The organism is Pseudomonas sp. HN11 (genome assembly GCF_021390155.1).
Classification (GTDB): domain Bacteria; phylum Pseudomonadota; class Gammaproteobacteria; order Pseudomonadales; family Pseudomonadaceae; genus Aquipseudomonas.
The window spans coordinates 6,176,827-6,201,980 of the sequence record NZ_CP089985.1; the positions used below are offsets into that span (position 1 = coordinate 6,176,827).

The 25,154-nt window shown below is 60.6% G+C and carries 21 protein-coding genes; 14 read left to right on the forward strand and 7 right to left on the reverse strand.

The annotated features are described in order from the left end of the window. The first annotated feature begins 9 nt into the window (after nt 1-9). Together LVW35_RS28450 and LVW35_RS28455 are read left to right on the forward strand one after the other, a co-directional pair. On the forward strand, nt 10-414 hold the full coding sequence (locus LVW35_RS28450) for an acyl-CoA thioesterase (RefSeq protein ID WP_003176975.1): 405 nt from the start codon (nt 10-12) through the stop codon (nt 412-414). 58 nt (nt 415-472) lie between these two features. Beyond that, a complete protein-coding gene (locus LVW35_RS28455; protein ID WP_233892999.1) occupies nt 473-1,372 on the forward strand; it encodes a D-hexose-6-phosphate mutarotase in 900 nt (299 codons plus the stop codon). 25 nt (nt 1,373-1,397) lie between these two features. On the opposite strand, the gene LVW35_RS28460 is transcribed toward LVW35_RS28455, so the two are convergent. The 4 genes from LVW35_RS28460 to purE form a co-directional block, all read right to left on the reverse strand. Beyond that, entirely contained in the window at nt 1,398-1,934 is a 537-nt protein-coding gene (locus LVW35_RS28460) for a DUF3299 domain-containing protein (protein ID WP_233893000.1), read from the reverse strand. Between the two features lie 77 nt (nt 1,935-2,011). Further along, nucleotides 2,012-2,257, reverse strand: a complete 246-nt coding sequence (locus LVW35_RS28465; protein WP_005792540.1) for a GlsB/YeaQ/YmgE family stress response membrane protein — start codon at nt 2,255-2,257, stop codon at nt 2,012-2,014. A 106-nt stretch (nt 2,258-2,363) separates the two neighbouring features. Further along, nucleotides 2,364-3,449: a 5-(carboxyamino)imidazole ribonucleotide synthase gene (locus LVW35_RS28470; RefSeq protein WP_233893001.1), complete on the reverse strand. Its 1,086-nt coding sequence runs from the start codon at nt 3,447-3,449 to the stop codon at nt 2,364-2,366. A gap of 11 nt (nt 3,450-3,460) precedes the next feature. Further along, the gene (purE, locus tag LVW35_RS28475) at nt 3,461-3,952 is read right to left on the reverse strand and encodes a 5-(carboxyamino)imidazole ribonucleotide mutase (protein ID WP_003176980.1); all 492 of its coding nucleotides are present in this window, start codon (nt 3,950-3,952) and stop codon (nt 3,461-3,463) included. 486 nt (nt 3,953-4,438) lie between these two features. Between purE and LVW35_RS28480 the strand changes: the two genes are divergently transcribed. Further along, nucleotides 4,439-4,963 (forward strand): hypothetical protein, encoded by a 525-nt coding sequence (locus LVW35_RS28480; protein ID WP_233893002.1) that lies wholly within the window; start codon nt 4,439-4,441, stop codon nt 4,961-4,963. 56 nt (nt 4,964-5,019) lie between these two features. On the opposite strand, the gene LVW35_RS28485 is transcribed toward LVW35_RS28480, so the two are convergent. Continuing rightward, on the reverse strand, nt 5,020-5,931 hold the full coding sequence (locus LVW35_RS28485) for a LysR substrate-binding domain-containing protein (protein ID WP_233893003.1): 912 nt from the start codon (nt 5,929-5,931) through the stop codon (nt 5,020-5,022). A 182-nt stretch (nt 5,932-6,113) separates the two neighbouring features. On the opposite strand from LVW35_RS28485, the gene aspA reads away from it, so the two are divergent. The 7 genes from aspA (at nt 6,114) to LVW35_RS28520 (ending at nt 18,402) form a co-directional block, all read left to right on the forward strand. Beyond that, complete coding sequence (gene aspA / locus LVW35_RS28490; RefSeq protein WP_010207594.1) at nt 6,114-7,538, forward strand: aspartate ammonia-lyase; 1,425 nt, start codon at nt 6,114-6,116, stop codon at nt 7,536-7,538. A gap of 379 nt (nt 7,539-7,917) precedes the next feature. Next, nucleotides 7,918-9,363 carry an alanine/glycine:cation symporter family protein gene (locus tag LVW35_RS28495; RefSeq protein WP_233893004.1) on the forward strand — a complete coding sequence of 482 codons (1,446 nt, stop codon included), beginning with the start codon at nt 7,918-7,920 and terminating at the stop codon, nt 9,361-9,363. Nucleotides 9,364-9,440: 77 nt separating this feature from the next. Further along, a complete protein-coding gene (locus LVW35_RS28500) occupies nt 9,441-10,418 on the forward strand; it encodes an asparaginase (protein ID WP_233893005.1) in 978 nt (325 codons plus the stop codon). A 106-nt stretch (nt 10,419-10,524) separates the two neighbouring features. After that, complete coding sequence (locus LVW35_RS28505) at nt 10,525-15,114, forward strand: hypothetical protein (RefSeq protein ID WP_233893006.1); 4,590 nt, start codon at nt 10,525-10,527, stop codon at nt 15,112-15,114. 42 nt (nt 15,115-15,156) lie between these two features. Next, nucleotides 15,157-16,143 carry an AraC family transcriptional regulator gene (locus LVW35_RS28510; RefSeq protein WP_233893008.1) on the forward strand — a complete coding sequence of 329 codons (987 nt, stop codon included), beginning with the start codon at nt 15,157-15,159 and terminating at the stop codon, nt 16,141-16,143. 133 nt (nt 16,144-16,276) lie between these two features. Next, nucleotides 16,277-17,314 carry a histone deacetylase family protein gene (locus LVW35_RS28515; protein ID WP_233893010.1) on the forward strand — a complete coding sequence of 346 codons (1,038 nt, stop codon included), beginning with the start codon at nt 16,277-16,279 and terminating at the stop codon, nt 17,312-17,314. Beyond that, a complete protein-coding gene (locus tag LVW35_RS28520; protein WP_233893011.1) occupies nt 17,311-18,402 on the forward strand; it encodes a polyamine ABC transporter substrate-binding protein in 1,092 nt (363 codons plus the stop codon). Before LVW35_RS28515 ends, LVW35_RS28520 begins: the two co-directional genes overlap by 4 nt. A 45-nt stretch (nt 18,403-18,447) precedes the next feature. Here LVW35_RS28520 and pdxR read toward each other — a convergent pair whose 3' ends face one another. Then, entirely contained in the window at nt 18,448-19,986 is a 1,539-nt protein-coding gene (gene pdxR, locus LVW35_RS28525; protein WP_233893012.1) for a MocR-like pyridoxine biosynthesis transcription factor PdxR, read from the reverse strand. A gap of 87 nt (nt 19,987-20,073) precedes the next feature. Here pdxR and LVW35_RS28530 point away from each other — a divergent pair, with 87 nt between their 5' ends. The 4 genes from LVW35_RS28530 to LVW35_RS28545 all read left to right on the forward strand — a co-directional run bounded on the left by LVW35_RS28530 (nt 20,074) and on the right by LVW35_RS28545 (nt 23,266). Then, nucleotides 20,074-20,712 carry an FMN-binding negative transcriptional regulator gene (locus LVW35_RS28530; protein WP_233893013.1) on the forward strand — a complete coding sequence of 213 codons (639 nt, stop codon included), beginning with the start codon at nt 20,074-20,076 and terminating at the stop codon, nt 20,710-20,712. Continuing rightward, nucleotides 20,709-21,155, forward strand: coding sequence for a GNAT family N-acetyltransferase (locus tag LVW35_RS28535; RefSeq protein ID WP_233893014.1), 447 nt, complete (start codon nt 20,709-20,711; stop codon nt 21,153-21,155). Before LVW35_RS28530 ends, LVW35_RS28535 begins: the two co-directional genes overlap by 4 nt. A gap of 10 nt (nt 21,156-21,165) precedes the next feature. Then, the gene (locus tag LVW35_RS28540) at nt 21,166-21,837 is read left to right on the forward strand and encodes a GNAT family N-acetyltransferase (protein ID WP_233893015.1); all 672 of its coding nucleotides are present in this window, start codon (nt 21,166-21,168) and stop codon (nt 21,835-21,837) included. Between the two features lie 145 nt (nt 21,838-21,982). Continuing rightward, nucleotides 21,983-23,266 carry an autotransporter outer membrane beta-barrel domain-containing protein gene (locus LVW35_RS28545; protein ID WP_233893016.1) on the forward strand — a complete coding sequence of 428 codons (1,284 nt, stop codon included), beginning with the start codon at nt 21,983-21,985 and terminating at the stop codon, nt 23,264-23,266. A gap of 70 nt (nt 23,267-23,336) precedes the next feature. On the opposite strand, the gene oadA is transcribed toward LVW35_RS28545, so the two are convergent. Next, on the reverse strand, nt 23,337-25,145 hold the full coding sequence (gene oadA / locus LVW35_RS28550; RefSeq protein WP_233893018.1) for a sodium-extruding oxaloacetate decarboxylase subunit alpha: 1,809 nt from the start codon (nt 25,143-25,145) through the stop codon (nt 23,337-23,339). Nucleotides 25,146-25,154: the final 9 nt, after the last annotated feature.

Genomic DNA, 25,154 nt, shown 5'->3' on the forward strand with positions numbered 1-25,154 from the left:
GCCCTTGGCATGATCGAACTCGAACAAGAAGATCCTATTCCGCAAGGCGATCTCGCCCTGCAAATCACCGCGCTCCCGCGTGAAACCAACGGTTTTGGCGACATCTTCGGCGGCTGGTTGGTCGCGCAGATGGACCTGGCCGGCACTGCCATGGCCAGCAAGGTCGCAGGTGGGCGGGTGGCAACCGTGGCCATTGATCGCATGGCGTTCCTGGTCCCTGTCGCCGTGGGCGCGCAGCTCTCCTTTTATACTCAGGCCCTGGAAATCGGTCGCAGCTCGATCCAGATGATGGTCGAAGTGTGGAGCGACGACCCGCTGTCCAGCGAATGGCGCAAGGTGACCGAGGCAGTATTTGTATTCGTCGCCATCGACGGCAGTGGTCGCACGCGTTCGGTACCATCGCGCGCTCGTTAAACCTCACCGGCTTTTGACGGTCAATTGCCCCATTGCCTGCCATGAAGAGTGCTTTGTTATGCCGACGCCCCACGTTGAAACCGTGAAAATCGACGAGCTGGACTGCTGGCGTATTCGCCACAACGGCGCCGAACTGAGGGTGGCCCAACAGGGCGCACATATCTTCAGTTACGGGCGCGACGGTGAGCAGCCGCTGATCTGGCCGAACCCAGAAGCGGTGTTCAAGAAGGGCAAGGGCATTCGGACCGGCGTCCCGGTGTGCTGGCCGTGGTTTGGCGTGTTTGACCGTAACCCGCAGAGCGTCAAGGCAATGCGTCAGAGCGAGCAGCCAGCGGGTGCCCACGGTTTTGTGCGCACCGCGTTGTGGGAATTGGTCGCGACCGAGCTTGAAGGTGAAGCGCTACGCGTGGATCTGGTACTGCCGGTGCCGGCAGGCGGCTTTCCTGGTTGGCCCCATCAGGTCGACCTGAAACTGAGCCTGCTGCTGGACGACCAACTGCATATCCGCCTGACCAGCCATAACCGTGGCACCGACACCGTAACGCTCAGTCAGGCATTGCACACCTACTTCACCGTAAGCGATGTGCGCAACGTGCAGGTCGAAGGCTTGGACGGGCTGGCGTATATCGACACCGCCGATGGCTGGACCGAGAAAAAGCAATCCGGCCTGCTGCACTTCACCGCCGAGACTGATCGCATTTACCTCGACACGCCGTCCCAGCTGGATATTGTCGACAAAGACTGGCAGCGTCGCATTCAACTCACTGCTGAGGGTTCGACGTCGACTGTGATCTGGAACCCCTGGACCGAACGCGCCAAGGCTTTCGACGACATGGCCGACGATGGCTGGACAGGCATGCTGTGCATCGAAACAGCGAATGTGCTGGATGATGTGGTAACGCTGGCGCCTGGCGAAAGCCACACCTTGGGTGTGAGCATCACCGGGGTCAGTCTGTAGGTAGATTCACTGCAAAGAGTCGGATTTAGAGGTCCGACTCTTTCACCACCCGCACCTTTCCAGCATCCAGCGCATACGCAGCGTCCGCCAGATCGTTATTCACCTTCTCAACCTTCAACGTGCCCGTGACCCACAGCGGCGTGTAGATATCATCCAGCTTCAACCCCTTGGGATAACGCACCAGAACCAACTGATTCGGCGGCGGTGGCGGCACATGAATGCACGCGCCTGGATACGGCACCAGGAAGAACAAAGTACTTCGGCCCTTGGCGTCGGTTTCCAACGGCACCGGGTAGCCGCCGATGCGGATGTTCCTGCCATTCATGGCCGCCACGGTCTTGGTCGAATACATCACCGCCGGCAAACCCTTGCTCTGCTTCAAGCCACCCTTATCAGTAAAGGTGCCCTGGGCTTCGGGGGAGTTGTGGTCGATCTCGGGCATGGCTTCGAGGGCTTTCTGGTCGGAAAGCGGCATCAGGTCGAGCCAGTCGGTTTCCGGCAGTTCACCGGCGTGCGCCAGGCCGGAGCCCAGCAAGAGAAGAGTCAACAGAAGACGGCGCATGAAAAAGCTCGGCAAGTACAAGTGCCGAGCATTCTAGCCCTCTGCGCCTGCGCAGCGCAGAGGACTTTGTCGGCTGATTACTTCTTTTTGATCAAGCCGTAGATCACCAGCAGCACGATGGCGCCGACCAAGGCACCGATGAAACCCGCGCCTTGACCCGCTTGGTAGATACCCAGCGCCTGACCACCGTAGGTCGCGGCCAGGGAGCCGGCGATACCCAACAGGATGGTCATGATCCAGCCCATACTGTCGTCGCCTGGCTTGAGGAAACGCGCGAGCAGACCGACGATCAAGCCGATGAAGATGGTTCCGATGATACCCATGGCATTTCCCTCTGATTGAATGTGAGTCATGGCAAAGCCTAGTCAGGCTTTGCCATCCTGCAATCAGAGAGACGGCGGCAACCAATGGTTCCCGCCGACCCGAGGCTTATTGCTCGGCGATCAGCGCTTCAAGCTTGAGGATCTGCGCTTGCAGCGTCGCGCGGTCCTTGCAGCGCAGGTTGGCGTGGCCGACCTTGCGCCCGGCCTTGAAGGCCTTGCCGTAGTGATGCAGGTGGCAGTCGTCGATGGCGATGACTTTTTCCACTGCCGGCACTGTGCCGATGAAATTGAGCATGGCGCTCTCGCCGACCTTGGCCGTGGAACCCAACGGCAAGCCCGCTACCGCCCGCAGGTGGTTTTCGAACTGGCTGCACTCGGCGCCTTCGGTGGTCCAGTGCCCGGAGTTGTGCACGCGCGGGGCGATTTCGTTGGCCTTGAGGCCACCGTCGACTTCAAAGAACTCGAAGGCCATCACACCGACGTAGTCCAGCTGCTTGAGCACACGGCTGGAATAGTCTTCGGCCAGGGCCTGCAACGGGTGATCGGTGCTGGCCACGGACAGCTTGAGGATGCCGCTGTCGTGGGTGTTGTGCACCAACGGGTAGAAGCGGGTTTCGCCATCACGGGCACGCACGGCGATCAGCGAGACTTCACCGGTGAACGGCACGAAGCCTTCCAGCAGGCAGGCAACGCTGCCCAGTTCGGCAAAGGTGCCGACCACATCGGCAGCGGTGCGCAGGACTTTCTGGCCCTTGCCGTCGTAACCCAGGGTGCGGGTTTTCAGCACGGCCGGCAGGCCGATGCTGGCAACGGCGGCGTCCAGATCTGCCTGGGACTGGATATCGGCGAAGGCAGGGGTCGGGATACCCAGGTCCTTGAACATGCTTTTCTCGAACCAGCGGTCGCGAGCAATGCGCAGCGCTTCGGCGCTCGGGTACACCGGCACGAACTGCGACAGGAAGGCCACGGTTTCGGCCGGGACGCTTTCGAATTCGAAGGTTACCAGGTCGACTTCATCCGCCAGTTGGCGCAGGTGGTCCGGGTCGCTGTAGTCAGCGCGCAGGTGTTCGCCCAACGCGGCCGCACAAGCGTCCGGCGCAGGGTCCAGGAAAGCGAAGTTCATCCCCAGCGGGGTTCCCGCCAGGGCCAGCATGCGACCCAGTTGGCCGCCACCGATTACACCGATTTTCATCGTCAACACCCTCAGGCGATGCGTGGGTCTGGATTGTCCAGCACGCTGTCTGTCTGCTCAGCACGGAATTTCTTCAGCACCGCGTGGAACTGCGGATGCTTGGCGCCCAGGATACTGGCGGATAACAGGGCTGCGTTGATTGCACCGGCCTTGCCGATCGCCAGGGTCGCCACCGGGATGCCGGCTGGCATCTGCACGATGGACAACAGCGAATCCACGCCCGAGAGCATCGCCGACTGCACCGGCACGCCGAGTACCGGCAGGTGGGTCTTGGCCGCACACATACCAGGCAGGTGCGCTGCACCGCCGGCACCGGCGATGATCACCTCGATGCCGCGGGATTCTGCTTCATCGGCATACTGGAACAGCAGATCCGGGGTGCGGTGGGCAGAGACCACTTTCACTTCATACGGAATGCCGAGTTTTTCCAGCATATCGGCGGTGTGGCTAAGGGTGGACCAATCGGACTTGGAGCCCATGATCACGCCAACCAATGCACTCATCGTCGTGCCTCTTCTCTCTGGGCGCCCGCAGGCGCGTCAAAAAACAACAAGCCACGCGGGAAATCCGGCGTGGCTTGTTGTACGAATTAAGGCCGGTTGGACCGGCCGAAGGCCGCGCAGTATACCGTAATAATAGAGATAAACAGCCCCTTGGATGACCATCTGTCTAGCGCATCGCCCAAGGCCACTTATTGACTCAGAAGTCAGCCTATTTTTGTTCAATCCCATTAAAAACGCCACACTGATAATTGAGCGAACTACGACACCTGACACAGTTTCTTACCGACTTGCCAGATAAGTCATCACTTCATGAAAGTGCATTGACTATACGCTCGTCCCTCGTCACTTAATCTTCGACACGACACACGAGGAATAAATCTATGGGCACTAATTCCATCTTCGATTTTTATCGAATCGTTTCACAAAACACCTCAACAATAACCGAAAACTCCGCGCGCCCCGCTAAAACAACCGATTCATATTAATGTGGTTTTCCACAAAGACGTGGGTCATGTCCCCGAACGGGAATTCGAGCAAACTCATTTGGCCTTGGCCAAAAAACACATTGAGGAAATTTCAGGACGGGAAGTTGTCATCAATGTGATCCGCGACCCAAAAATTCGAGACTTCAACTATAAATCCGACAACGATGTCGAGCGTGGCTTTGTCGAACACCTGAGCAGAAACGGGAAACTAGAACGCCAATCGAAAGAGCCTAAACTGGAGAAAACTTTATTCATAACTCCGGACAATTCAAGCCTCCGCGAACCTGCAAAGGCCGACCCCAGCCATACATATGGAGTAACTTCTTACAGCAACCCTCGAGGCGCCGCGCACGCACTCGGGCTTTTGCTGGGTGCAACGCGCGAGGACGCGGATATCACTTATAACGGATGGTGGAATGATACGTTCATGAAATACAACGGAGAGTCCTTTCTGCGCGGCAATGACTTGAACTACTCCGACGCCAACAAACAAAACATTCGCAAATACCTTAATAAATTTGACTGAGCCAGTGCCCCCGGTCAATTTCAACAGGTCACCATTGCCCTGGGTTTATTCGCCGCTCACACCGTTGCGCCGGCCGCGCCACCTTCCAACTTGCGCCACAACAACCGCACGTTCGCCTTGCGCACCAAGGCACAGCGATACAGGCGAATCTCCAATGGCACATGCCATTGCGGGCCACCACACACCACCAGCTCACCACGCGCCAACTCCGCCCGTACGCTCAGTTGCGGAACCCAGGCGATGCCCAGGCCTTCCAGGGCCATGCTCTTGAGGCTGTCGGCCATGGCGGTTTCGTACACGGTGGTGAAGCGCAACGCGCGTTGGCGCAGCAGCAAGTGAACCGAGCGGCCGAGGAAAGCGCCCGCGCTGTAGGCCAGCAGCGGCACACTGCCCTCGCCTTCCAGATCGAACAACGGCTTACCGTCGGCATCCGCTGCACACACCGGGAGCATTTCGGTATTGCCCAAATGCAGCGATGGGAAGATTTCAGCGTCCATCTGCATCGCCGCATCCGGATCGTAGAACGCCAGCATCAGGTCGCAACCGCCCTCACGCAGGGCATGCACGGCATCACCGACGTTAGTGGCGACCAACCGCGTGGCAATGTTCAAACCCTCGTTGCGCAGTTGCGCGATCCAGCGTGGGAAGAACCCCAACGCCAACGAGTGGGCCGCCGCCACTTGCATGACTTCGCCCTGCCCGCCTTCCAGATGATGCAAATGGCGCAGCACTTCACCAAGCTGCTCGACCACTGTGCGCGCAGTGACCAAGAACAATTGCCCCGCTGCGGTCAATTCAACCGGTGTGCGCGAGCGGTTGACCAGCGTCAGGCCCAACGCAGCCTCCAGGCTGCGGATCCGTCGGCTGAACGCTGGCTGGGTCACGAAGCGCCGTTCTGCCGCCTGGGAAAAACTGCGGGTTGCCGCCAGCGCGCTGAAGTCTTCCAGCCATTTGCTCTCAAGGTTCATCACTTCCTCCCACGGGTACGCACCATTTTGGCACACACGCCCGCCATCATAGCTGGGTCACACCGACATTATGCCGTTTGTGCATAGGCCAGTGTTTAACAGCATTGGCCCAAAAACGCCCAAAAGCCTAGCATTTGCAGCGTTCCGGCCAGCTCCGGGTTCATATTGAGATGATTTCCGTCATGTCCTCCGCTGCATCTTTCCGTACTGAAAAAGACCTGCTTGGCGTACTCGAAGTACCTGCCCAAGCGTATTACGGCATCCAGACCCTGCGAGCGGTGAACAACTTCCGCCTCTCGGGCGTTCCGATTTCGCATTACCCGAAATTGGTAGTCGGTCTGGCAATGGTCAAGCAAGCGGCAGCTGACGCCAACCGGGAACTGGGCCAGCTCAGCGAAGCCAAGCACGCAGCCATCAGCGAAGCCTGTGCCCGCCTGATCCGCGGCGATTTCCACGAAGAGTTCGTGGTAGACATGATTCAAGGCGGCGCCGGCACTTCAACCAACATGAATGCCAACGAGGTCATCGCCAACATCGCGTTGGAGGCCATGGGCCACAACAAGGGCGAGTACCAGTACCTGCACCCCAACAACGACGTGAATATGGCGCAGTCGACCAACGACGCCTACCCGACCGCGATCCGCCTGGGTCTGCTGCTGGGCCACGACGCGCTGCTGGCCAGCCTCGACAGCCTGATCCAGGCCTTCGCCGCCAAGGGCGAAGAATTCAGCCACGTGCTGAAAATGGGTCGCACCCAACTGCAAGACGCCGTGCCAATGACCCTCGGCCAGGAATTCCGCGCTTTCGCCACCACCCTCGGTGAAGACCTGGCCCGCCTGAAAACCCTGGCGCCAGAGCTGCTGACCGAAGTGAACCTGGGCGGCACCGCCATCGGTACCGGCATCAACGCCGACCCGCGCTACCAGGCCTTGGCCGTACAGCGCCTGGCGGTGATCAGCGGCCAACCGGTTGTTCCAGCCGCCGACCTGATCGAAGCCACCTCCGACATGGGCGCCTTCGTGCTGTTTTCCGGCATGCTCAAGCGCACCGCCGTGAAGCTGTCGAAGATCTGCAACGACTTGCGCCTGCTGTCCAGCGGCCCGCGTACCGGCATCAACGAGATCAACCTGCCGGCGCGCCAGCCAGGCAGCTCGATCATGCCCGGTAAGGTCAACCCGGTGATCCCGGAAGCCGTGAACCAAGTGGCGTTCCAGGTCATCGGTAACGACCTGGCCCTGACCATGGCGGCCGAAGGCGGTCAACTGCAGTTGAACGTGATGGAGCCGCTGATCGCCTTCAAGATCTTCGACTCGATCCGCCTGCTGCAACGCGCCATGGACATGCTGCGCGAGCACTGCATCGTCGGCATCACCGCCAACGAAGCGCGCTGCCGCGAACTGGTGGAGCACTCCATCGGCCTGGTCACCGCGCTGAACCCGTACATCGGCTATGAAAACGCCACCCGCATTGCCCGTATCGCCCTTGAAAGCGGCCGCGGCGTGCTGGAACTGGTGCGCGAAGAAGGTTTGCTCGACGACGCCATGCTCGACGACATCCTGCGCCCCGAAAACATGATTGCCCCACGCTTGGTTCCCCTGAAGGCCTAAGCGTTTGTTGCACCGCTCACCAGGTTGAGGGACTAGACACCTCTCACCTTTTGAGGGCCTGAAGGCTCGTTCTTCAGGCCCTTTTTTTTGCCTAAAGGTTGTGAAATGACGCCCATAAAAAATCCAATATCGCCCCGCATGCCCGCCTCTGTGCTGAAACCTTTAATCGCCTCGGGCAGACGGATCACGTTCGCCTAGGTATAGTGCCGCCCCTCTCGCGTCTGCGGCCGTCGGTAACGAGCCCCGCAAACATCGCGAAACCGCATGAATAACAACCCGCAAAAGGATTGGGGTCGAACTGTCGCGCACTGCCTGGTGCGATGCGGCGTGGTCGGACCGTCCTGCGTTTGCCAATAGAAAAATCAGCGAGGAACACTCCATGCTCGAAGTCATCAACGACTTCCTCTCAGGGAAAGTACTGATCGTGCTCATTGTCGGGCTCGGCGGTTATTTCACGATTCGCTCGCGTTTCGTTCAGTTGCGCCACTTTTTCCACATGTTCTCGGTGTTCAAAGACAGCCTGAAGAGCAGCTCCGGCCAGCTCAGTTCGTTCCAGGCGCTGATGCTCAGCCTGGCCGGCCGCGTCGGTGCGGGTAACATCGCCGGTGTCGGCATTGCCGTGACCCTGGGTGGTCCGGGTGCCGTGTTCTGGATGTGGGTCACCGCGTTGGTCGGCATGTCGTCGAGCTTCATCGAGTGCTCCCTCGGCCAGTTGTACAAGCGCACCGACACCGAAGGCACCTACCGTGGCGGCCCGGCCTATTACATCCAGCACGGCCTGCAGAAGCGCTGGCTGGGTATGGTCATGGCGTTCCTGCTGCTGGTGACCTTCGGCTTCGCCTTCAATGGCCTGCAAGCCCACGCCGTGACCCACTCGTTGAACAACGCCTTCGGCCTCGACACCACCTACACTGGCCTGGCGCTGGCGGTACTGCTGGGCCTGGTATTCATCGGCGGGATCAAGCGTATCGCCTCGATCGCCGACCTGCTGGTGCCGGTCAAGACCCTGGTGTACATCGCCGTGACCCTGTACGTGATCGTGCTGCAATTCGACCACGTGCCGGCCATGCTCGCGACCATCGTCAAGAGCGCCTTCGGCCTGGACCAGGCCTTTGGTGGCCTGGTGGGCAGCGCGATCATCATGGGTGTGAAACGCGGCGTGTTCGCCAACGAAGCAGGTTTGGGCAGTGCGCCTAACGTGGCGGCAGTGGCCTCGGTAGAACACCCGATTGCTCAGGGCGTGGTTCAGGCGTTCAGTGTGTTCCTCGACACCTTCGTGATCTGCACCTGTACTGCGTTGCTGATCCTGCTGTCCGGCTTCTACACCCCAGGTTTCGAAGGCGACGGCATTGCCCTGACCCAGAACTCCCTGGCCGCCGTGGTCGGTGACTGGGGCCGCATGTTTATCTCCGTGGCCCTGGCGTTGTTCGTGTTCACCTCGATCATGTACAACTACTACTTGGGCGAGAGCAACCTGCGCTTCCTGGTCGGCAACAACCGCAAGGTGCTGATGGGCTATCGGGCGCTGGTACTGGTGCTGATTTTCTGGGGTTCCATCGAGAACCTGAGCACCGTATTTGCCTTCGCCGACATCACCATGACCCTGCTGGCGTTCGTCAACCTGTTCGCCCTGGCGTTTCTGTTCAAGATCGCCATGCGCATCCTGAACGACTACGACAATCAGCGCGCCGCCGGCATCAAGACCCCGGTGTTCGACTCCAGCCAGTTCCCCGACCTGGACCTGGACCGCAAGGCCTGGCCGGCCAATCCGGTCAAACCGAACGTGGCGTCGTCGGCAGAGCTGAACGCTCAAACGCAACGCTGAAACGCTAAGCAGTGACACGCCGCCCGGCCTTGGGCATGCTCTGGGCCCGGCGGCGTTTTTCGTTCAGGAGAATCTCAATGTCAGCATCCAACAACGTCATGGTGCTCTACACCGGCGGCACCATCGGCATGCAGGCCAGCGCCAATGGCCTGGCCCCGGCATCCGGTTTCGAAGCGCGCATGCGCGAGCAGCTTGCCGTTCAGCCCTCGCCCGCGTGGCGCTTTCGCGAAATGGCGCCACTGATCGACAGCGCCAACATGACCCCGGGCTACTGGCAGCGCCTGCGCACGGCGGTGGTCGAGGCAGTGGATGACGGCTGCGATGCCGTGCTGATCCTGCACGGCACTGACACCCTGGCCTACAGCGCAGCGGCCATGAGCTTCCAACTGCTGGGGCTGCCGGTACCCGTGGTGTTTACCGGTTCGATGTTACCCGCCGGCGTGCCGGACAGCGATGCCTGGGAAAACGTCAGTGGCGCGCTGCAAGCCCTGGGCGCAGGCCTGTCGGCGGGTGTACACCTGCATTTTCATGGCGAAACGATGGCGCCCACCGCCTGCGCGAAGGTTCGCAGCTTCGGTCGCAACCCGTTCGCCGCATTGAATCGCCAGGGTGGCGTGGCCCGTGCCGAGTCCATCCCTGCGGCGCTGGACTATCGCCAACCCAAAACCCTGGCCAGTGTCGGCGTGCTGCCGCTGGTTCCGGGTATCGGCGCGGCGCAGTTGGACGCGCTGATCGGCAGCGGCATTCAAGCGCTGGTGCTCGAATGCTTCGGCAGCGGCACCGGCCCTAGCGACAACCCTGAGTTCCTCGCCAGCCTTGAGCGCGCGCAGGCTCAAGGCGTGGTGGTGGTGGCGATCACCCAATGCCACGAAGGCGGTGTGGCGTTGGATGTCTACGAAGCCGGCAGCCGCCTGCGCGGCGTAGGCGTGTTGTCGGGCGGTGGCATGACCCGTGAAGCGGCGTTCGGCAAACTCAATGCGCTGCTCGGCGCAGGGCTCGATAGCGACGACGTCCGCCGCCTGGCGCAAACCAACCTGTGCGGTGAGTTGGGTTAAGCCCTCTACATAATCACCGCCCTCCTGATTCCACGTTTCCTAGCATGGCGACACCCGAGGCATGACCTCGGGTGTTTTCCAATCCTAGGCACGTCAGGAGCTGTCCATGACTTCAACCCCGCCCAATCACACCCGGCCCGCCCCCAGTGCCGCCGTGATCGCCCAAATGTCCGCCGGACCAACATTCCACGAAGTGGCTTCGGCACTGTTGCGCGAGCACTTGCAAGCACATTACCCCAAGCTGGACATCGACCCCGAAAGCACCGTGGTCGGTACACCCTCCTGGGAGTTCGTCGACGATCAGATCGTCGCCGCCGCCCCGCATTACCAGGCACTGAGTGATGTATTGGTCAGGCAGGCGGTGCTGGCAGTGCCTGCGATCTATCTTGAAGGCGAGCACTTTCTTACCCGCCTGCCCATCGTCGAGCCCGTCGTGCACCTGCCCGTGCGCATCGACGAAATCGCAGAACTGATCAACGTGCTGGCGCCGGTGATGATTCGTGCCTACCAAGATCGGCAGGTGGGCTACTGGAACCAGTCCAATGGCAGCGGCCCCTATTGGCACCAATTATCGAGCACCTTGCGCGACCTCTGGAACGTGGATCAAGTGCAGGGCTGGACGACAACGGACTGCCTGATGGCACGCCAGTTGTACCGCGCGCCCGACTCGGAGGATCGGCACCAGGACAGCTATGCCACTCGAGCCTATTTGCTGGACATCGACGAGGTCGACAGCCGGGGCAAGGTCAGGCATCTGAACGAGCACCTGGTCACCGTGTTGATTGGCAAACAGGACGGCCGTGAGGTGATCCTGACTCACTCGCTTCTGCAAGGCTTCGACAAATTCAGCACCCTGGAGCAATTGGGCCAGGCATTGACTATGCTGGTCGATACCTCAGTCGCTCACACTAACCTGCAGTGGCGGTTGGTGGAGCCCCAGGGCAATTACTTCGATCACTTGGCCTGCGCATTGATCGCCATACAGATCGAAGCCATCGGCGCGCTGGACTTTTCCGACATTCAGGGCGATGCCGTCAGTCGTGCACCACTGGCCGCGCCACCCGGCAGCGAACCTGCCGCGTCGGACGATGACCTGCAATGGTTCCAACAGGCCTTGCCGGATTGGCTGAGCCAGGCAACCAGCTCCGACATCAACGCGTTCTCCCGGCACCTCAAGGATCTGGCGGCACTGCATCGCGTCAACGAGGGCAAGACTTACCTGGATGCCATAGCGCCCATCCAGACCTATGCCCTCGACCAATTACGCAGCGAAATGCTCAAGGAACATGCCGACGCCACCACACTGATGCTCGATAAAATTGAGTTGGTGGTGCAGAGTCCGGTGATCTGGGGCACTTTCACCGTACCGGGCCAAACGGACATAACCACCTTCAATCTTGCCGAACTGGCCCTGCAAAACCTGATCGCTGTGCCACTGGGCGATAAGACGCTGCGCTTTCAAGGCGGTAATGGTCTGCCGGACTGGCTCACCGTCAGCTATCTGGAAGGCCTGATCAGCCGCATCGACACTGGCCGACGTTACCCGGCCCTGATCAACAGCACCCTGCTGAACGACCCCCAGGAATCGGCCCGTCGCCAGCAACTCTTCACTCACCACCTGCGTATCCAACTACCGCTGCTCGCGCTGCAATGCAAAATCCGTGGGCAGTACGGTATCGACGAGCGAGGCTACCGCTACGTGGCCGCACTGATGCAGGAGCAGGCCGTGGACCGCCAGGTGGATGGCCTGCGGATCAACCTGCGGCCCTTGGCATTCGTGCCACAACGGCGCTCCGATAACTCAGAAGATGAGGTGCAGAACATGTACGTGATCGGCCCCCAGGACGTATCCGCCGGGCCGTGCCTGTTGTATCGCCCGCTGCTGGATCCGCCGCTGATCCAATACCCTTCGCCGACCAACCTGTTGTACGCCGTGCAGCAGTCGTCACGGCTGCGCGAATCCGTACTGGCCTGGTTGCCCGACGACGCACGTGAGGACTACACCCGCTACGTGTTCCCCGGCGCGCTGCCCTCGCCGTGGGCGGCGGCGGAGTTTCTGGTCGACCCGCTCAAGCTCTGGACCCTGAGTGGGCCGATGAGCGTGGGGGTACATGCCCTGGAAGGTGATATCTTCGCACTCCTGTACATGGCCAATGCCCAGGCGATGGCTGAGTTGGCGAACCGTCAATCGGTGTCGAATGCCGAGGCCCGCTGGGAAACCTTCAAACGTGCCGGCTGGCTGATATTCAATGCCGCACTGCCGTTTCTGGGGCGAACCGCAGGTGCAGCAGCCTGGTTGTGGCAAATCATGGATCAACTGCAACAGGTGGTCGACGCCAGCGAGCACCCCGAGCAGCAGTCCCTCTGGGAAGCCTTGAGCGAGCTATTGCTCAACCTCGGCATGGCCGCCGCACTGCACGGCCTTTCTCGAGACGGTCCAAAAGCGCGGCCCGAACCACCGATAAAACGCGCTCCTGGGCCGCGCAGACCCTCCAAGCCCAAGGTCCAACAGACCACCCGATTGGCCACCCTCAGTACCGACGAACTGCCGACAACGCACCTACAGCCATTGCATACCCTTGGCGCCATGAGCCGCACACCCGCACGGCTGAGCGCGGTACTGGAGCGCTTCAAGGTCGCCAAACCGGCGACCTTGGGCGAGCCCATCAAAGCGCCAGGAGCACACCTGCATTTATATCTCGACGCTGGGAAATACTATGCCCCGGTTGGCTCGCGCTGGTTCGAGGTGAAGGTGGATGAGAACGATACCGTGTTGATCGTCGATTCCACCCAACCTGAGCGCACCGGCCCCCCCTTGATCAGCAATCGCCAGGGCAACTGGTTTGTAGACACGCGCTTGCGCCTGCGCGGCGGCGGCCCCAAAAGCATGCTGCGCAAATCCAAGACCCTGGCCGAAAAGCGTGCCGAGCAGCTACGCAAGCAACTGAGCGACTTTGAAAACGATAAAAAGAAAGCCCTAAGCGAGTTGCAACAGGCTCACCAAGCTATGGTAGCGGCCCCTTCTACTTCTGCCCAAGCGTCACGACAGACCTACCTGCAAATCCTGGAAACCCAGCGCAACGATTATGAAACCGCCCTGCAGCAACTCAAGGAGCTCAACGTGCACGCGCCGATTGCCGACTATTCGCAAAAAGCGCTCAACTACCTCAAGGCACAGACCGAACTCACCCGCGCGGATATTCGCGATGCGCTGACCGATTTCACCCCTACGCTGCGCACGGTGCTGGACCAGATCGATCGTCAGGCCGAGGAACCGCAAGAACGCCATATTGAGGACTCCCGACGCATGAGCGCGCTGAATCGGCAGATGATCCAACACCTTGAATACATGCAGGGCCGTTTTGTCGAACTGCGCAAGCTGCAACGCGATGGCCTGCGGTTGATCAATACCATCAAAAGCACCCTGCCCGCGTACGACATCGATGCGCTAAAGGCGCTGCAAGTCGCGTTGAGCCGCAACCTATGCCTGAACGAACAGACCGAGCGCACCGAACCGCAAGCCTGGTCCATGCTGGACAGCATCGTCGATACCGCAGGCGTGGCGATCCAATGCCTGCGTGACACCTTGGACGAGCAGAGTGAAAACCGCCTGGATGAACGCTTCGATACCTTGAGCAACCTGATCGAGCAATTTCGCCTGGTGGACGAGCGCCTGGTCGACCTCAAGGACCAGCACTCTGCCCATGTCCTGGATGAACCGTTGCAACGCCTGCGCGATCAACTGTCCGAGTTCAAGCGACGCGCGGTCATTAACCTGGCGCTGGCGAGTGCCGAACGGGAGACCTTGCGCAACCGACCCGCCCCGCCACCGACGCCGCCGCGTCCACAGAAACGGTTTATCCGCACCCGTTACAGCGGCCAGTTGATCGGCGAGCCGCGCTTGACCTCGATTGGCCTGGACACAGGCCTGGTGGATATCTTTTCGCCGATAACACGCAAAGTGGTTGCCACCTACCACGAAAAAACGCCAGGGCTTTGGGTCGAGCGCATCAAAACTCCACCGGTCAGCCGCGCGGCGGTCGATGTGCAAACCAGTGTCCGTCGAGGCCAGGCCCTACTGGATGAACTGCCGGCCTTCCTGGCACGCGCCGAGACAATGGCGGCCCAGCCCGAACGCAACCCCATCGGTATCGAGTACCTGTATCACCAACAGGCCAAGCACCTGGAACAGGCCGTCAGCGCGATCGAGTCCGCGTTGACGCAAAGCAATGTCACCGAGGACGCCAATCTGCCAGCCAGTTGGGTCACCAAAGCGCTGACTGAAGCCATCGCCAATCTATACCGCAAGAGCAATGAGCAGGTGATACACCTGCTCAAACAGCACCCCCCGACAGTCGCCGCCGTGGAGTGGCTGAAACACCAGAACGCAATCACCATCAAGCAGACGATCATCCGTCGCCGTCTTAAAAGCCCGGCACGCGACTACCTCGATGAATACACCCTGATTGATAGCAACACTCATAAACCCCTCTGGTACGCGCACTTTCACTACAGTACCTCCTGGACGCCAGCCAAGACCTACCTGTCGGGGCGCCTTAAGACCGTAGAGGAACACGGCCTGGGTGCGGCCGCCGACACCCCGAAAGGGTTGAGCGACGAACAGAAAACTGCTTTCTACCGCAGTGAAATAAGTCTCGGCGCGGCCCGCCGACTGTTTTTCGGCGACGGCACATAACTTGCTCTTTCCAGAGTGACTCTCTCTTGGCGTACGTTGACCATGCTGCATTCACATCTGACCACGCTCAATGCGGTTTCCCTGTTACTGGCCACCTTCGAAGGCCAACCGCCCGAAGCCTTGTTGGCGGGCAGCGGCATCAGCCTGGCCGACCTGCGCCAGGCCGACACCTGCATCACCACCCACCAGGAAATGCAGGTGTGCGCCAATGCGGTGGCCCTGCGCAGGGAGATTGGCCTGGAGGTGGGCCAGCGCATGCATGTGTCGTCCTATGGTCTGCTCGGCTACGCCCTGCTCACCAGTGCCACTTTCGGTGACGCTTTGCGCCTGGCCCTGCGCTACCCGGCGTTGTTGGGAACACTGTTCGATTTGAACATTGAAGAGGACGGGCAGCGCATCTGGTTCACCGCCAGCGATTATCGGGAAGCACCGGCGCTGGCCCGATTCAATATCGAATTTTGCCTGGTATCGCTGAAGGTGATCTGCGATGACCTGCTCGGCCACCGCTTGCCCTTGCTGGGTGCGCGATTTGCCTACCCGGCGCCGGATTACCAGGCCCGATACGCCGAACACTTCGACTGCCCGCTGCAATTTGCAGCAACGAGCAATGGATTTGCGTTCGACAAGCGCTGGCTGCAACAACCACTGCCCCTGGCCGATGCCATCACCCACTGCGCCGTGACCGAGCGTTGTCGCAAACAGAACACCGAATTCACCGGACGTCAGACCTGGCTCAACCGCGTGCGCCAGCTACTTGCCACGCAGTTACATGCCGCACCCGGAGTCGATGGCCTGGCCGTGCAGATGAATTGCTCGCCACGCACCCTGCGTCGGCACTTGCACGATTTGGGGTGCAGTTATCAGGAGCTGTTGGACGAATTGCGTTTCGAACAGGCTAAACAATGGTTGGCGCAGGATCAGTTGCCCATCCACCGCATCGCCGAGTTACTGGGGTTCAGCGAAACGGCAAGTTTCCGACACGCGTTCGTGCGCTGGAGTGGTGTGGCCCCCAGCCAGTTCCGGGCCTGACGCCCCCGTTAAGGGGCGAATAGCGGTCAGGTTTATTGGCCCTATTTATCCCCTTTTGGCCGTTCCTGGCATTCTCATGCATCGTCCGCGCAGCAACACTGTGGACACGACTCTATGCCGGGAGAACAACACTATGCTGACGATCTACTCCGACGATCACCATCTGCACCACGGCCGCTGCGAATTGATGGATGGGCAACTGATGCCTTGTTTCGAAATGCCATCCCGTGCCGATCACGTGCTGCAGCGGGTCAAGGAGCGTGAGCTGGGCCCGGTGCAGGGACCGCAAGACTTCGGGATGGCACCGCTGCAACGTATCCACAGCCGCGACTATCTGGATTTTTTCAAAAGCGCCTGGGCACGCTGGGCCGAATATGGCCAGGACGGCGACCTGTTGCCCTACACCTGGCCCGCACGCACGTTGCGCCGGTTATTGCCCACCAGCCTGCATGGACAACTGGGTTACTACAGCTTCGACGGCGGCGCGCCGATCACCGCCGGAACCTGGCAAGCGGCATACAGTGCGGCCCAGGTCGCGCTCACGGCTCAGCAGGCGGTACAACGCGGCGCCCCTGCTGCGTTCGCCCTCTGCCGACCACCGGGGCATCACGCCGCCAGCGACTTGATGGGTGGTTATTGCTACCTCAACAACGCCGCCATTGTCGCTCAGGCGTTTCTCGACCAGGGTCACGAGAAGGTCGCGATCCTCGACGTGGATTACCACCACGGCAACGGTACGCAGTCGATCTTCTACGAACGCAGCGATGTGCTCTTTACCTCAATTCATGGGCATCCGGAGGCGGAATTTCCGTTTTTCCTGGGCTATGCCGATGAATTGGGCGAAGGCACTGGCGAAGGGTTCAACTTCAATTATCCCCTGCCCGCCGGTTCCGGCTGGGAGCCCTGGAGCGCGGCACTGGACGCGGCCTGCGGCGAGATAGAGCGCTACGGTGCCGAGGTCATCGTGGTGTCTCTGGGTGTCGACACCTTCAAGGACGACCCCATCTCCCAATTCAAGCTCGACAGTCCGGATTACTTGGCCATGGGCCGGCGCATCGCCCGGCTCGGCAAGCCCACGCTGTTTGTGATGGAAGGCGGCTACGCGGTAGCAGAAATCGGCGTCAACGCCGTCAATGTCCTCGAAGGTTTCGAACAAGGTGCAGCCCAATGAAGATGTTCACATCCCTGGCCCTGTGTGCGGCGGTGCTGAGCGGCGCGGTGCAGGCCGAAGAAAAAACCCTGAAGGTCTACAACTGGTTCGACTACATCACGCCCAAGGCCCTTGAAGCGTTCAAGGTGCAGAACCCATCGATCAAACTGGTGTACGACATTTTCGACACCAACGAAGCCCTGGAAGCCAAGCTGCTCACCGGCAACTCCGGCTATGACGTGGTAGTGCCATCCAACGTATTCCTGGCCAAGCAGATTGAGGCCGGCGTTTTCCAACCCTTGGACCGCAGCCAGTTGCCCAACTGGAACCACCTCGACCCCAAGCTGATGAAGCTGATCGAGGCCAACGACCCCGGCAATAAATTCGCCGTACCCTACATGTACGGCACCATCCTGATCGGCTTCAACCCGGCCAAGATCAAGGCGGCGCTGGGTGATAACGCGCCGGTGGACAGCTGGGACCTGATCTTCAAGGAAGAGAACATCAGCAAACTCAAGCAGTGCGGCGTAGCCCTGCTGGACTCGCCATCGGAGATCCTGCCCCTGGCCCTGCAACACCTGGGCCTGGACCCCAACAGCAGCAACCCAAAGGACTATGAAAAAGCCGAAGCGCTGTTGCTGAAGATCCGCCCCTACATCACCTATTTCCACTCGTCCAAATACATGGCAGATATCGCCAACGGTGATATCTGCGTCGCCGTTGGTTACTCGGGCAGCTTTTCCCAAGCGGCCAATCGGGCCAAGGAAGCCAAGAACGGCGTAGTCGTTGACATGCGTCTGCCCAAGGAAGGCGCGCCCATCTGGTTCGACATGCTCGCGATCCCCAAGGGGGCTAAGAATGCGCAGGACGCCTACACCTTTATCAACTACCTGCTGCAACCCCAGGTCATCGCGCCGATCAGTGACTTTGTCGGCTACCCCAACCCAAACAAGGACGCAACCGAGCAGGTCGACCCGGCCATCCGCAACAACCCCAACCTATACCCTACCGATGCGGCGATGGCCACGCTCTATACCCTGAAACCGTTAGGTAGCAAAGCCGAGCGCGCAAGGACACGAGCCTGGACCAAGATCAAAGCCGGGACCTGAACCGTCAGACCGGGCTGCTCACCTAGCTGGCGCCACTGCTTCCATTCAAGCACCCCAGGCCTTGCGTAGCCGCTGCAACGCTTGGCAAATCGCCGGCTCGGGTACAGCAGCAAACCCCAGCACCAGGCCGGCGCGCTGATCCGCCGGCACGGTGGAATCCGTCAGCCAGTAGCTGCTCAGGCCGTTGACCTCGACATCGGCGGTGCTCGCTTGCTCAAGCAGTTGCTGTTCGCGAGCCAGGCTGTCCACCCGCACAGTGAGGTGCAGCCCTGCCGCGACATTCGGCAGCTCGCCAACGCCGGGAAGACCTTGGGGCCAATCGGCAAGCAGCGTGTTGCGCCGACTCAACGCCGCCCGCCGCATACGCCGGATATGCCGCTGGAAATGCCCGGCGGCCATGAACTCAGCCATCACTGCCTGGGTGCTGACCTCGGAGTGGCGCATGTCCACCGCGCGACGCCGGGCGAAGGCGTCCACCAGGCCCGGCGGCAACACCAGGTAGCCAAGGCGCAATGCCGGAAAAGCCACTTTGCCGAAGGTGCCGACATACAGCACCCGACCGCTGTGATCCAGGGCAGCCAGCGGCGACAGCGGCGCACCGGTGTAGCGGTACTCACCGTCGTAATCGTCCTCGATGATCCAGCCATCCGTGCGTTCAGCCCAGGCCAGCAATTCCAGGCGTCGCGCCAGGCTCATGACCACGCCCAGCGGGTACTGGTGCGAAGGTGTGACGTAAGCCACACGACAACCCTGCAAACGGTTGAGCACTTGGTAATCAAGACCTTCGCCGTCCACCGGTACACCGTGCAACTGCCCACCGGCCAAGGCGAACGCATGACCTGCCGCACGGTAGCCGGGGTTTTCCACAGCCACACCGTCCCCGGGCTCCACCAGCAGCTGTGCACAAAGGCTGATGGCCTGCTGCGCGCCACTGGTGATCACTATTTGCTCAGCGGTGCACTGCATGCCCCGCGAGCTGAGCAGGTACGCCGCGATCAAACCGCGCAGGCGAGCGTCACCCGCAGGGTCGCCGTAACACAGTTGCTCCAGGTCCGGCTTGCGCCAGAAAGCCCCATTCAGCTTGGCCCAGACCTCAAAGGGAAACAGATCGAACGCCGGCACGCCCACCCGGAATGCCCGTGGTGGCCCCGATGGTGGATGTGACAGGTGGTTGGTTTTTATGCGAGCCAAACCGGCGCTGTGGATAACTTCACTGGTCAGGTCTTCGGGCAAATCCGCCCGTTTTGTGGATAAGGTTGGGGATAACCCTGTTGAAAACCCTGTGGATACTTTTGTGGATAGTTTTTTGGGGGCAGGCAGCAAAGCAACGTAAGTACCGTCCCCTACCCGGCTCTCGGTAAACCCTTCCGCGAACAGCTGATCGTAGGCCCGCACCACACTGTTACGCGAGATCGACAACGCTGCCGCCAGGTCGCGGCTGGCGGGCAGGCGCGTCCCACTGACCAATCGCCCATCCAGCACGCGCTGGCGCAACGCTTCATACAGTTGCCGCGTCAGCCCCTGACGGCGGTCCAGCTCGATACCGGCGGGGTTGAACGATAACGGTGGCGTGATGGGCGACATATTGGACCTATGAAATTAGTGCTAGATGGCTCTTACAACACACCATTAGCCTGCCTAGGATGCAGGCATTCGCCAAGGAATATTTCCATGTACACACCCAGCGCGTTTGCCCTTGAAGATTTGCCCGAATTGCAACAACTGATCCTGCACACCCGCCTGGCGCAGCTGGTGACGGTCGGTGAGCGTGGCTTGCTGGCCAGCCACTTGCCGCTGCTGCTCAACCCCACTGAAGGCGCCTACGGTACGCTCTACGGGCACCTGGCAAAGGCCAATCCGCAGTGGAAGGACCTGCAAAGCGGCGGCGAAGCCCTGGTGATCTTTGCCGGTGCCGAGGCCTACGTCAGCCCGGCGTTTTACCCGTCCAAAGCCGAACACGGAAAAGTCGTGCCCACTTGGAATTACATCGCCGTGCATGCCTACGGCAAAGCCGAGGTGTTCACCGATGCCCAGCGCTTGCTCAGTGTGGTCAAGGCATTGACCGACCGCCATGAAGGCAGTCGTGACCAGCCTTGGAAAGTCAGCGACGCTCCGGCCGACTACATTGACGGCATGCTCAAGGCCATCGTCGGCTTTGCCCTGCCGATCGAGCGCCTGATCGGCAAACGCAAACTCAGCCAGAACCGCAGCCCGGCCGACATCGCGGGTGTTCGCGAAGGACTGGGCGCCAGCCAGGATATTCGCGACCAGACCCTCGCCCGCTTTATTCCCCAAGGAGTTCCAGAATGAGCCAGATCAATATCCGTCAGGTCACCGCCGCTGACCACGCCGCGTGGTTGTCGCTGTGGCAGACGTATCTGAAGTTCTACAACACTGAACTGCCGGATGCCGTCAGCCAAAGCACCTGGCTGCGCCTGATCGATGCCAATGAGCCGACTCATTCGGCGCTGGCCTGGCAGGACGGCAAGGCGGTGGGCATGGTCAACTTCATCTACCACCGCTCCAACTGGAGCATCGAGAACTCCTGCTACCTGCAGGACCTGCTGGTGGACCCGTCGCAACGTGGCACCGGCGTGGGCCGCAAGCTCATCGAGTGCGTCTACGCCACCGCCAAGGCCGACGGTTGCTGCAAGGTCCACTGGCTCACCCACGAGACCAACGCCACCGCGATCCAACTCTACGAGCGCATCGCCGAACGCCCGGGTTTCATTCAATTTCGCAAAGGTCTTTAAGGAGCGCAGCATGTCCACTTCCCTAGCCGACTGGAAAGGCGTCCCGGCGCCCACTGTGCAACTGCTTGAAGGACGCTTTATACGCCTGGAGAAACTAGACCCGGCGCACCATGGCGACGACCTGTTCCAAGCACTCCAGGGGCCCGGCGCCGACCCCAAGCTGTGGGATTACCTGCCTTACGGGCCTTTCCCGGAGCGCAGCGTGTTCAATGAGTGGCTGAAAAATCACGCATCCCACAGTGACCCTTACTTTTTCAGCGTGATCGACCGTGCGACCGGCCAAGCGCAAGGTATCCTCAGCCTGATGTCCATCGTCCCCACCCAAGGTCGCATCGAAATCGGCCACGTTACCTTCGGTGCACCCATGCAGCGCACGCCGAAAAGCACCGAAGCGGTGTATCTGCTGGCCAAGTATGCATTCGAGCAGGGCTATCGTCGGTTGGAATGGAAGTGCAACAACGGCAACGCCCGCTCCAAGTACGCGGCAGAGCGCTTGGGGTTCAGCTTCGAGGGCGTGTTCCGCCAGCACATGGTAGTGAAGGGGCAGAACCGGGACACGGCGTGGTACTCGATACTCGATTCCGAATGGTCCGCGATTGGGGCGGGGTTTGAAGCCTGGTTGTCGGAGGCGAATCAGCGGGGTGATGGGCAGCTCAAAACACTCGCGCAGTGCCGGGCCTGAAGCCGTTGATCGTTGGCGGCCAGATCAAGCTTTTATTCTCTTCCCGGTAAGGACAACTCCCGCGAATCGCGGGCCAATGCCCTGACAGTTATCCTCCCGTCACCTCGATAAATTCCTGGCCTCATCCACAAGAGGTCGGGAAGCCATGCCCATATCCCCCCGCAAAATCGTGCTCTGCATCAGCCTTGCCGCCACCGCGAGCCTTCCACAAGCCCAAGCGCGAGGCGACATCGAGTACATGCCGTATTGGAATCAACCCTACGAGGCGCTTGATGATGACTGGTCCTACTTACCCGAGCTTGAAACGTCCCCCATCGACAGTCACCTCACTCGGCAAGCCACCACCTACAATGGCTTGCAGGTAGCAAAGGTTCTGGAGCCCGCACTGGCTCGCCTGCGGACGACGGGAAAGCTGAGCTTCGAGCAAATCAAGGCCCTGGAAAAACTCAACACCGAACTCGCGCAGAAACCCGGCGCGTTCGGCGCGGCGCTTGAACAACTGGCCGGCAGTCAAAATGCGAACCTGGCGACCGCTACCCAGAGCACCACCCAGCAACTCAGCGCCCGAGTGCTCTCGACCCTGCGCGAACTGCCCACCGACACCGACGGCCACTTCTGGGTAAAAAACCTCGGCAGCGAAGGCGGCCTTGACAGCCAGCGCGGTACTGCCGGCCTGAATACCGCCAACCAGGGCGTTTTAATGGGCGCCGACTGGTCAATCGACCACGCCTGGCGAGTCGGTGTGCTGGGAGCAAAATCCAGCAGCCGTTTTGATACGCAGCGTTTTAGCGCAGACCTGGACAGTTGGCACCTGGGAAGTTACGCCGTGCGCCAGGATGGCCCGCTGGCGTTGCGCCTTGGGGCGATCTACAGCAGCCATGCCGGCCAAAACAAGCGCGGCGTCGAGATCCTGGGGTACAAGGACACGCTCAAGGGCCATTACAACGCCAACAGCCAGAATATCTTCGGCGAAGTGGGTTACCAATTGGGCAACGACGACACCAGCGTCGAACCCTTTGCCGGGCTTGGCTACCAACGCTATAGCCGTGACAGCTTCAAGGAGCAAGGCGGGCCGGCCGCGCTGAACGTCGCCGCACACATCCAGCAAAACCTGAGCAGCACTGCTGGCCTGCGCCTGGCCACGGTATACCGCTTCGATAATCGGATGACTCTCACGCCCCATTTGAGTACAAGCTGGAAGCACCTCTATGGCGATGTCGAAAACCAGGTACGCCAGTCCTTTCGCCACGGCGGCATTGAAGGCTTCACAATCCAGGGCACGTCCCTGGACCGCAACAGCCTCAATCTGCAGGCCGGGCTGGATCTGGCGCTCTCGGTAAACCACACCGTCGGCCTGGCCTACAGCGCTGAAAAAGGCTCCAACAGCAGCAGTCAAGGCCTGATAGGGCAATGGCGGATGCGGTTCTGACCAAACTCCGGGCGAAAAAAAGGGGAGCACCTGCCCCCCCGAGGATTAAACGGTAGTGTCGAAGGCTGTATCAGCCTTCGATTTCAATCAGGATTTCGCCAGGATTGACCCGGTCGCCCTTGGCCACATGAACAGCGGTCACCTTGCCGGCAATTGCTGCCTGCACTTCGGTTTCCATCTTCATGGCTTCGGTAATCAACACGGCTTGGCCGGCTTTGACTACGTCGCCTTCCTTGACCAGCACGTCGACGATATTGCCCGGCATCGCGGTGCTGACATGGCCCGGCTCGGTGGCGTGCTTGCGCTTGCTGCCGCCACTGCTGACGAATTCATTGAGCGGTTCGAACACCACTTCTTCCGGCATGCCGTCGATGGACAGGTAGAAGTGACGCTTGCCTTCGGCCTTCACGCCGACACCAGTGATGTCGACGCGGTAGCTTTCGCCGTGTACGTCAATGACGAACTCGGTCGGCACGCCTTCGCCACCAGCACGCGCCACGCCGCCAGCCTCAGGGATCGGCAGCAGCACTTCCGGTGCCAGGGTGCCGGCGTCGCGCTCCTCGAGGAACTTGCGGCCGATGTCCGGGAACATGGCATAGGTCAGCACGTCTTCTTCGGACTTGGCCAAGGCGCCGATTTCGCCGCGCAGCTTGGTCATTTCCGGCTTGAGCAGGTCGGCCGGGCGTACGTCGATCACCTCTTCGCTGCCGATGGCCTGACGACGCAGTTTCTCGTTCACGGTGCCCGGCGCCTTGCCGTAGCCGCCTTGCAGGTAGAGCTTCACTTCGTTGGTGATGGTCTTGTAGCGCTCGCCGGCCAACACGTTGAAGAACGCCTGGGTGCCGACGATCTGCGAAGTCGGCGTCACCAGCGGCGGGAAGCCGAGGTCTTCACGCACACGTGGGATTTCGGCCAGCACTTCGCTCATGCGGTTGAGAGCGCCCTGCTCTTTCAGCTGGTTGGCGAGGTTGGAAATCATCCCGCCCGGCACCTGGTTGACTTGCACACGGGTGTCGACGGCGGTGAATTCGCTTTCGAACTGGTGGTACTTCTTGCGCACCGCGTAGAAGTACAGGCCGATCTCTTGCAGCAGTTCCAGGCTCAGGCCGGTGTCGAACTCGCTGCCTTTGAGGGCGGCGACCATCGACTCGGTCCCTGGGTGGCTGGTGCCCCAGGCGAAGCTGGAGATCGCGGTGTCGATATGATCGGCACCGTTTTCGATGGCCTTGAGCTGACACATTGCGGCCAGGCCGGCGGTGTCGTGGGAGTGGATAAAGATTGGCAGGGTCTGCTCGGCCTTCAGCGCCTTGACCAGTTCGCCGGTAGCGTAAGGGGTCAACAGACCGGCCATGTCCTTGATCGCAATCGAGTCGCAGCCCATGGCTTCCAGTTGTTTGGCCTGGGCCACGAAGGCCTCGACGGTGTGCACCGGGCTGGTGGTATAGGCGATGGTGCCTTGGGCATGTTTGCCGGCGGCTTTCACCGCTTCGATGGCCACGCGCAGGTTACGCACGTCGTTCATCGCGTCGAAAATGCGGAACACGTCGATGCCATTCACCGCAGCCTTGGCCACGAATGCCTTGACCACGTCGTCGCTGTAGTGGCGGTAGCCCAGCAGGTTCTGGCCGCGCAGCAGCATTTGCAGGCGAGTGTTGGGTAACGCAGCGCGCAGTTTGCGCAGGCGCTCCCACGGGTCTTCTTTGAGGAAGCGCACGCAGGCGTCGAAGGTCGCGCCGCCCCAGACTTCAAGGGACCAGTAGCCGACTCTGTCGAGCTTGTCGCAGATCGGCAGCATGTCGTCAGTGCGCATGCGCGTCGCGAGCAACGATTGGTGGGCGTCGCGCAGGATGGTGTCGGTTACGAAGATCTTCTTGCTCATTGTTATATT

Excerpts from the sequence above, each read along its gene's own strand:
- LVW35_RS28450 (WP_003176975.1), top strand. The coding sequence starts at position 10 with ATGATCGAACTCGAACAAGAAGATCCTATTCCGCAAGGCGATCTCGCC.
- LVW35_RS28455 (WP_233892999.1), top strand. The coding sequence starts at position 473 with ATGCCGACGCCCCACGTTGAAACCGTGAAAATCGACGAGCTGGACTGC.
- LVW35_RS28460 (WP_233893000.1), bottom strand. The coding sequence starts at position 1,934 with ATGCGCCGTCTTCTGTTGACTCTTCTCTTGCTGGGCTCCGGCCTGGCG.
- LVW35_RS28465 (WP_005792540.1), bottom strand. The coding sequence starts at position 2,257 with ATGGGTATCATCGGAACCATCTTCATCGGCTTGATCGTCGGTCTGCTC.
- LVW35_RS28470 (WP_233893001.1), bottom strand. The coding sequence starts at position 3,449 with ATGAAAATCGGTGTAATCGGTGGCGGCCAACTGGGTCGCATGCTGGCC.
- purE (WP_003176980.1), bottom strand. The coding sequence starts at position 3,952 with ATGAGTGCATTGGTTGGCGTGATCATGGGCTCCAAGTCCGATTGGTCC.
- LVW35_RS28485 (WP_233893003.1), bottom strand. The coding sequence starts at position 5,931 with ATGAACCTTGAGAGCAAATGGCTGGAAGACTTCAGCGCGCTGGCGGCA.
- aspA (WP_010207594.1), top strand. The coding sequence starts at position 6,114 with ATGTCCTCCGCTGCATCTTTCCGTACTGAAAAAGACCTGCTTGGCGTA.
- LVW35_RS28495 (WP_233893004.1), top strand. The coding sequence starts at position 7,918 with ATGCTCGAAGTCATCAACGACTTCCTCTCAGGGAAAGTACTGATCGTG.
- LVW35_RS28500 (WP_233893005.1), top strand. The coding sequence starts at position 9,441 with ATGTCAGCATCCAACAACGTCATGGTGCTCTACACCGGCGGCACCATC.
- LVW35_RS28505 (WP_233893006.1), top strand. The coding sequence starts at position 10,525 with ATGACTTCAACCCCGCCCAATCACACCCGGCCCGCCCCCAGTGCCGCC.
- LVW35_RS28510 (WP_233893008.1), top strand. The coding sequence starts at position 15,157 with ATGCTGCATTCACATCTGACCACGCTCAATGCGGTTTCCCTGTTACTG.
- LVW35_RS28515 (WP_233893010.1), top strand. The coding sequence starts at position 16,277 with ATGCTGACGATCTACTCCGACGATCACCATCTGCACCACGGCCGCTGC.
- LVW35_RS28520 (WP_233893011.1), top strand. The coding sequence starts at position 17,311 with ATGAAGATGTTCACATCCCTGGCCCTGTGTGCGGCGGTGCTGAGCGGC.
- pdxR (WP_233893012.1), bottom strand. The coding sequence starts at position 19,986 with ATGTCGCCCATCACGCCACCGTTATCGTTCAACCCCGCCGGTATCGAG.
- LVW35_RS28530 (WP_233893013.1), top strand. The coding sequence starts at position 20,074 with ATGTACACACCCAGCGCGTTTGCCCTTGAAGATTTGCCCGAATTGCAA.
- LVW35_RS28535 (WP_233893014.1), top strand. The coding sequence starts at position 20,709 with ATGAGCCAGATCAATATCCGTCAGGTCACCGCCGCTGACCACGCCGCG.
- LVW35_RS28540 (WP_233893015.1), top strand. The coding sequence starts at position 21,166 with ATGTCCACTTCCCTAGCCGACTGGAAAGGCGTCCCGGCGCCCACTGTG.
- LVW35_RS28545 (WP_233893016.1), top strand. The coding sequence starts at position 21,983 with ATGCCCATATCCCCCCGCAAAATCGTGCTCTGCATCAGCCTTGCCGCC.
- oadA (WP_233893018.1), bottom strand. The coding sequence starts at position 25,145 with ATGAGCAAGAAGATCTTCGTAACCGACACCATCCTGCGCGACGCCCAC.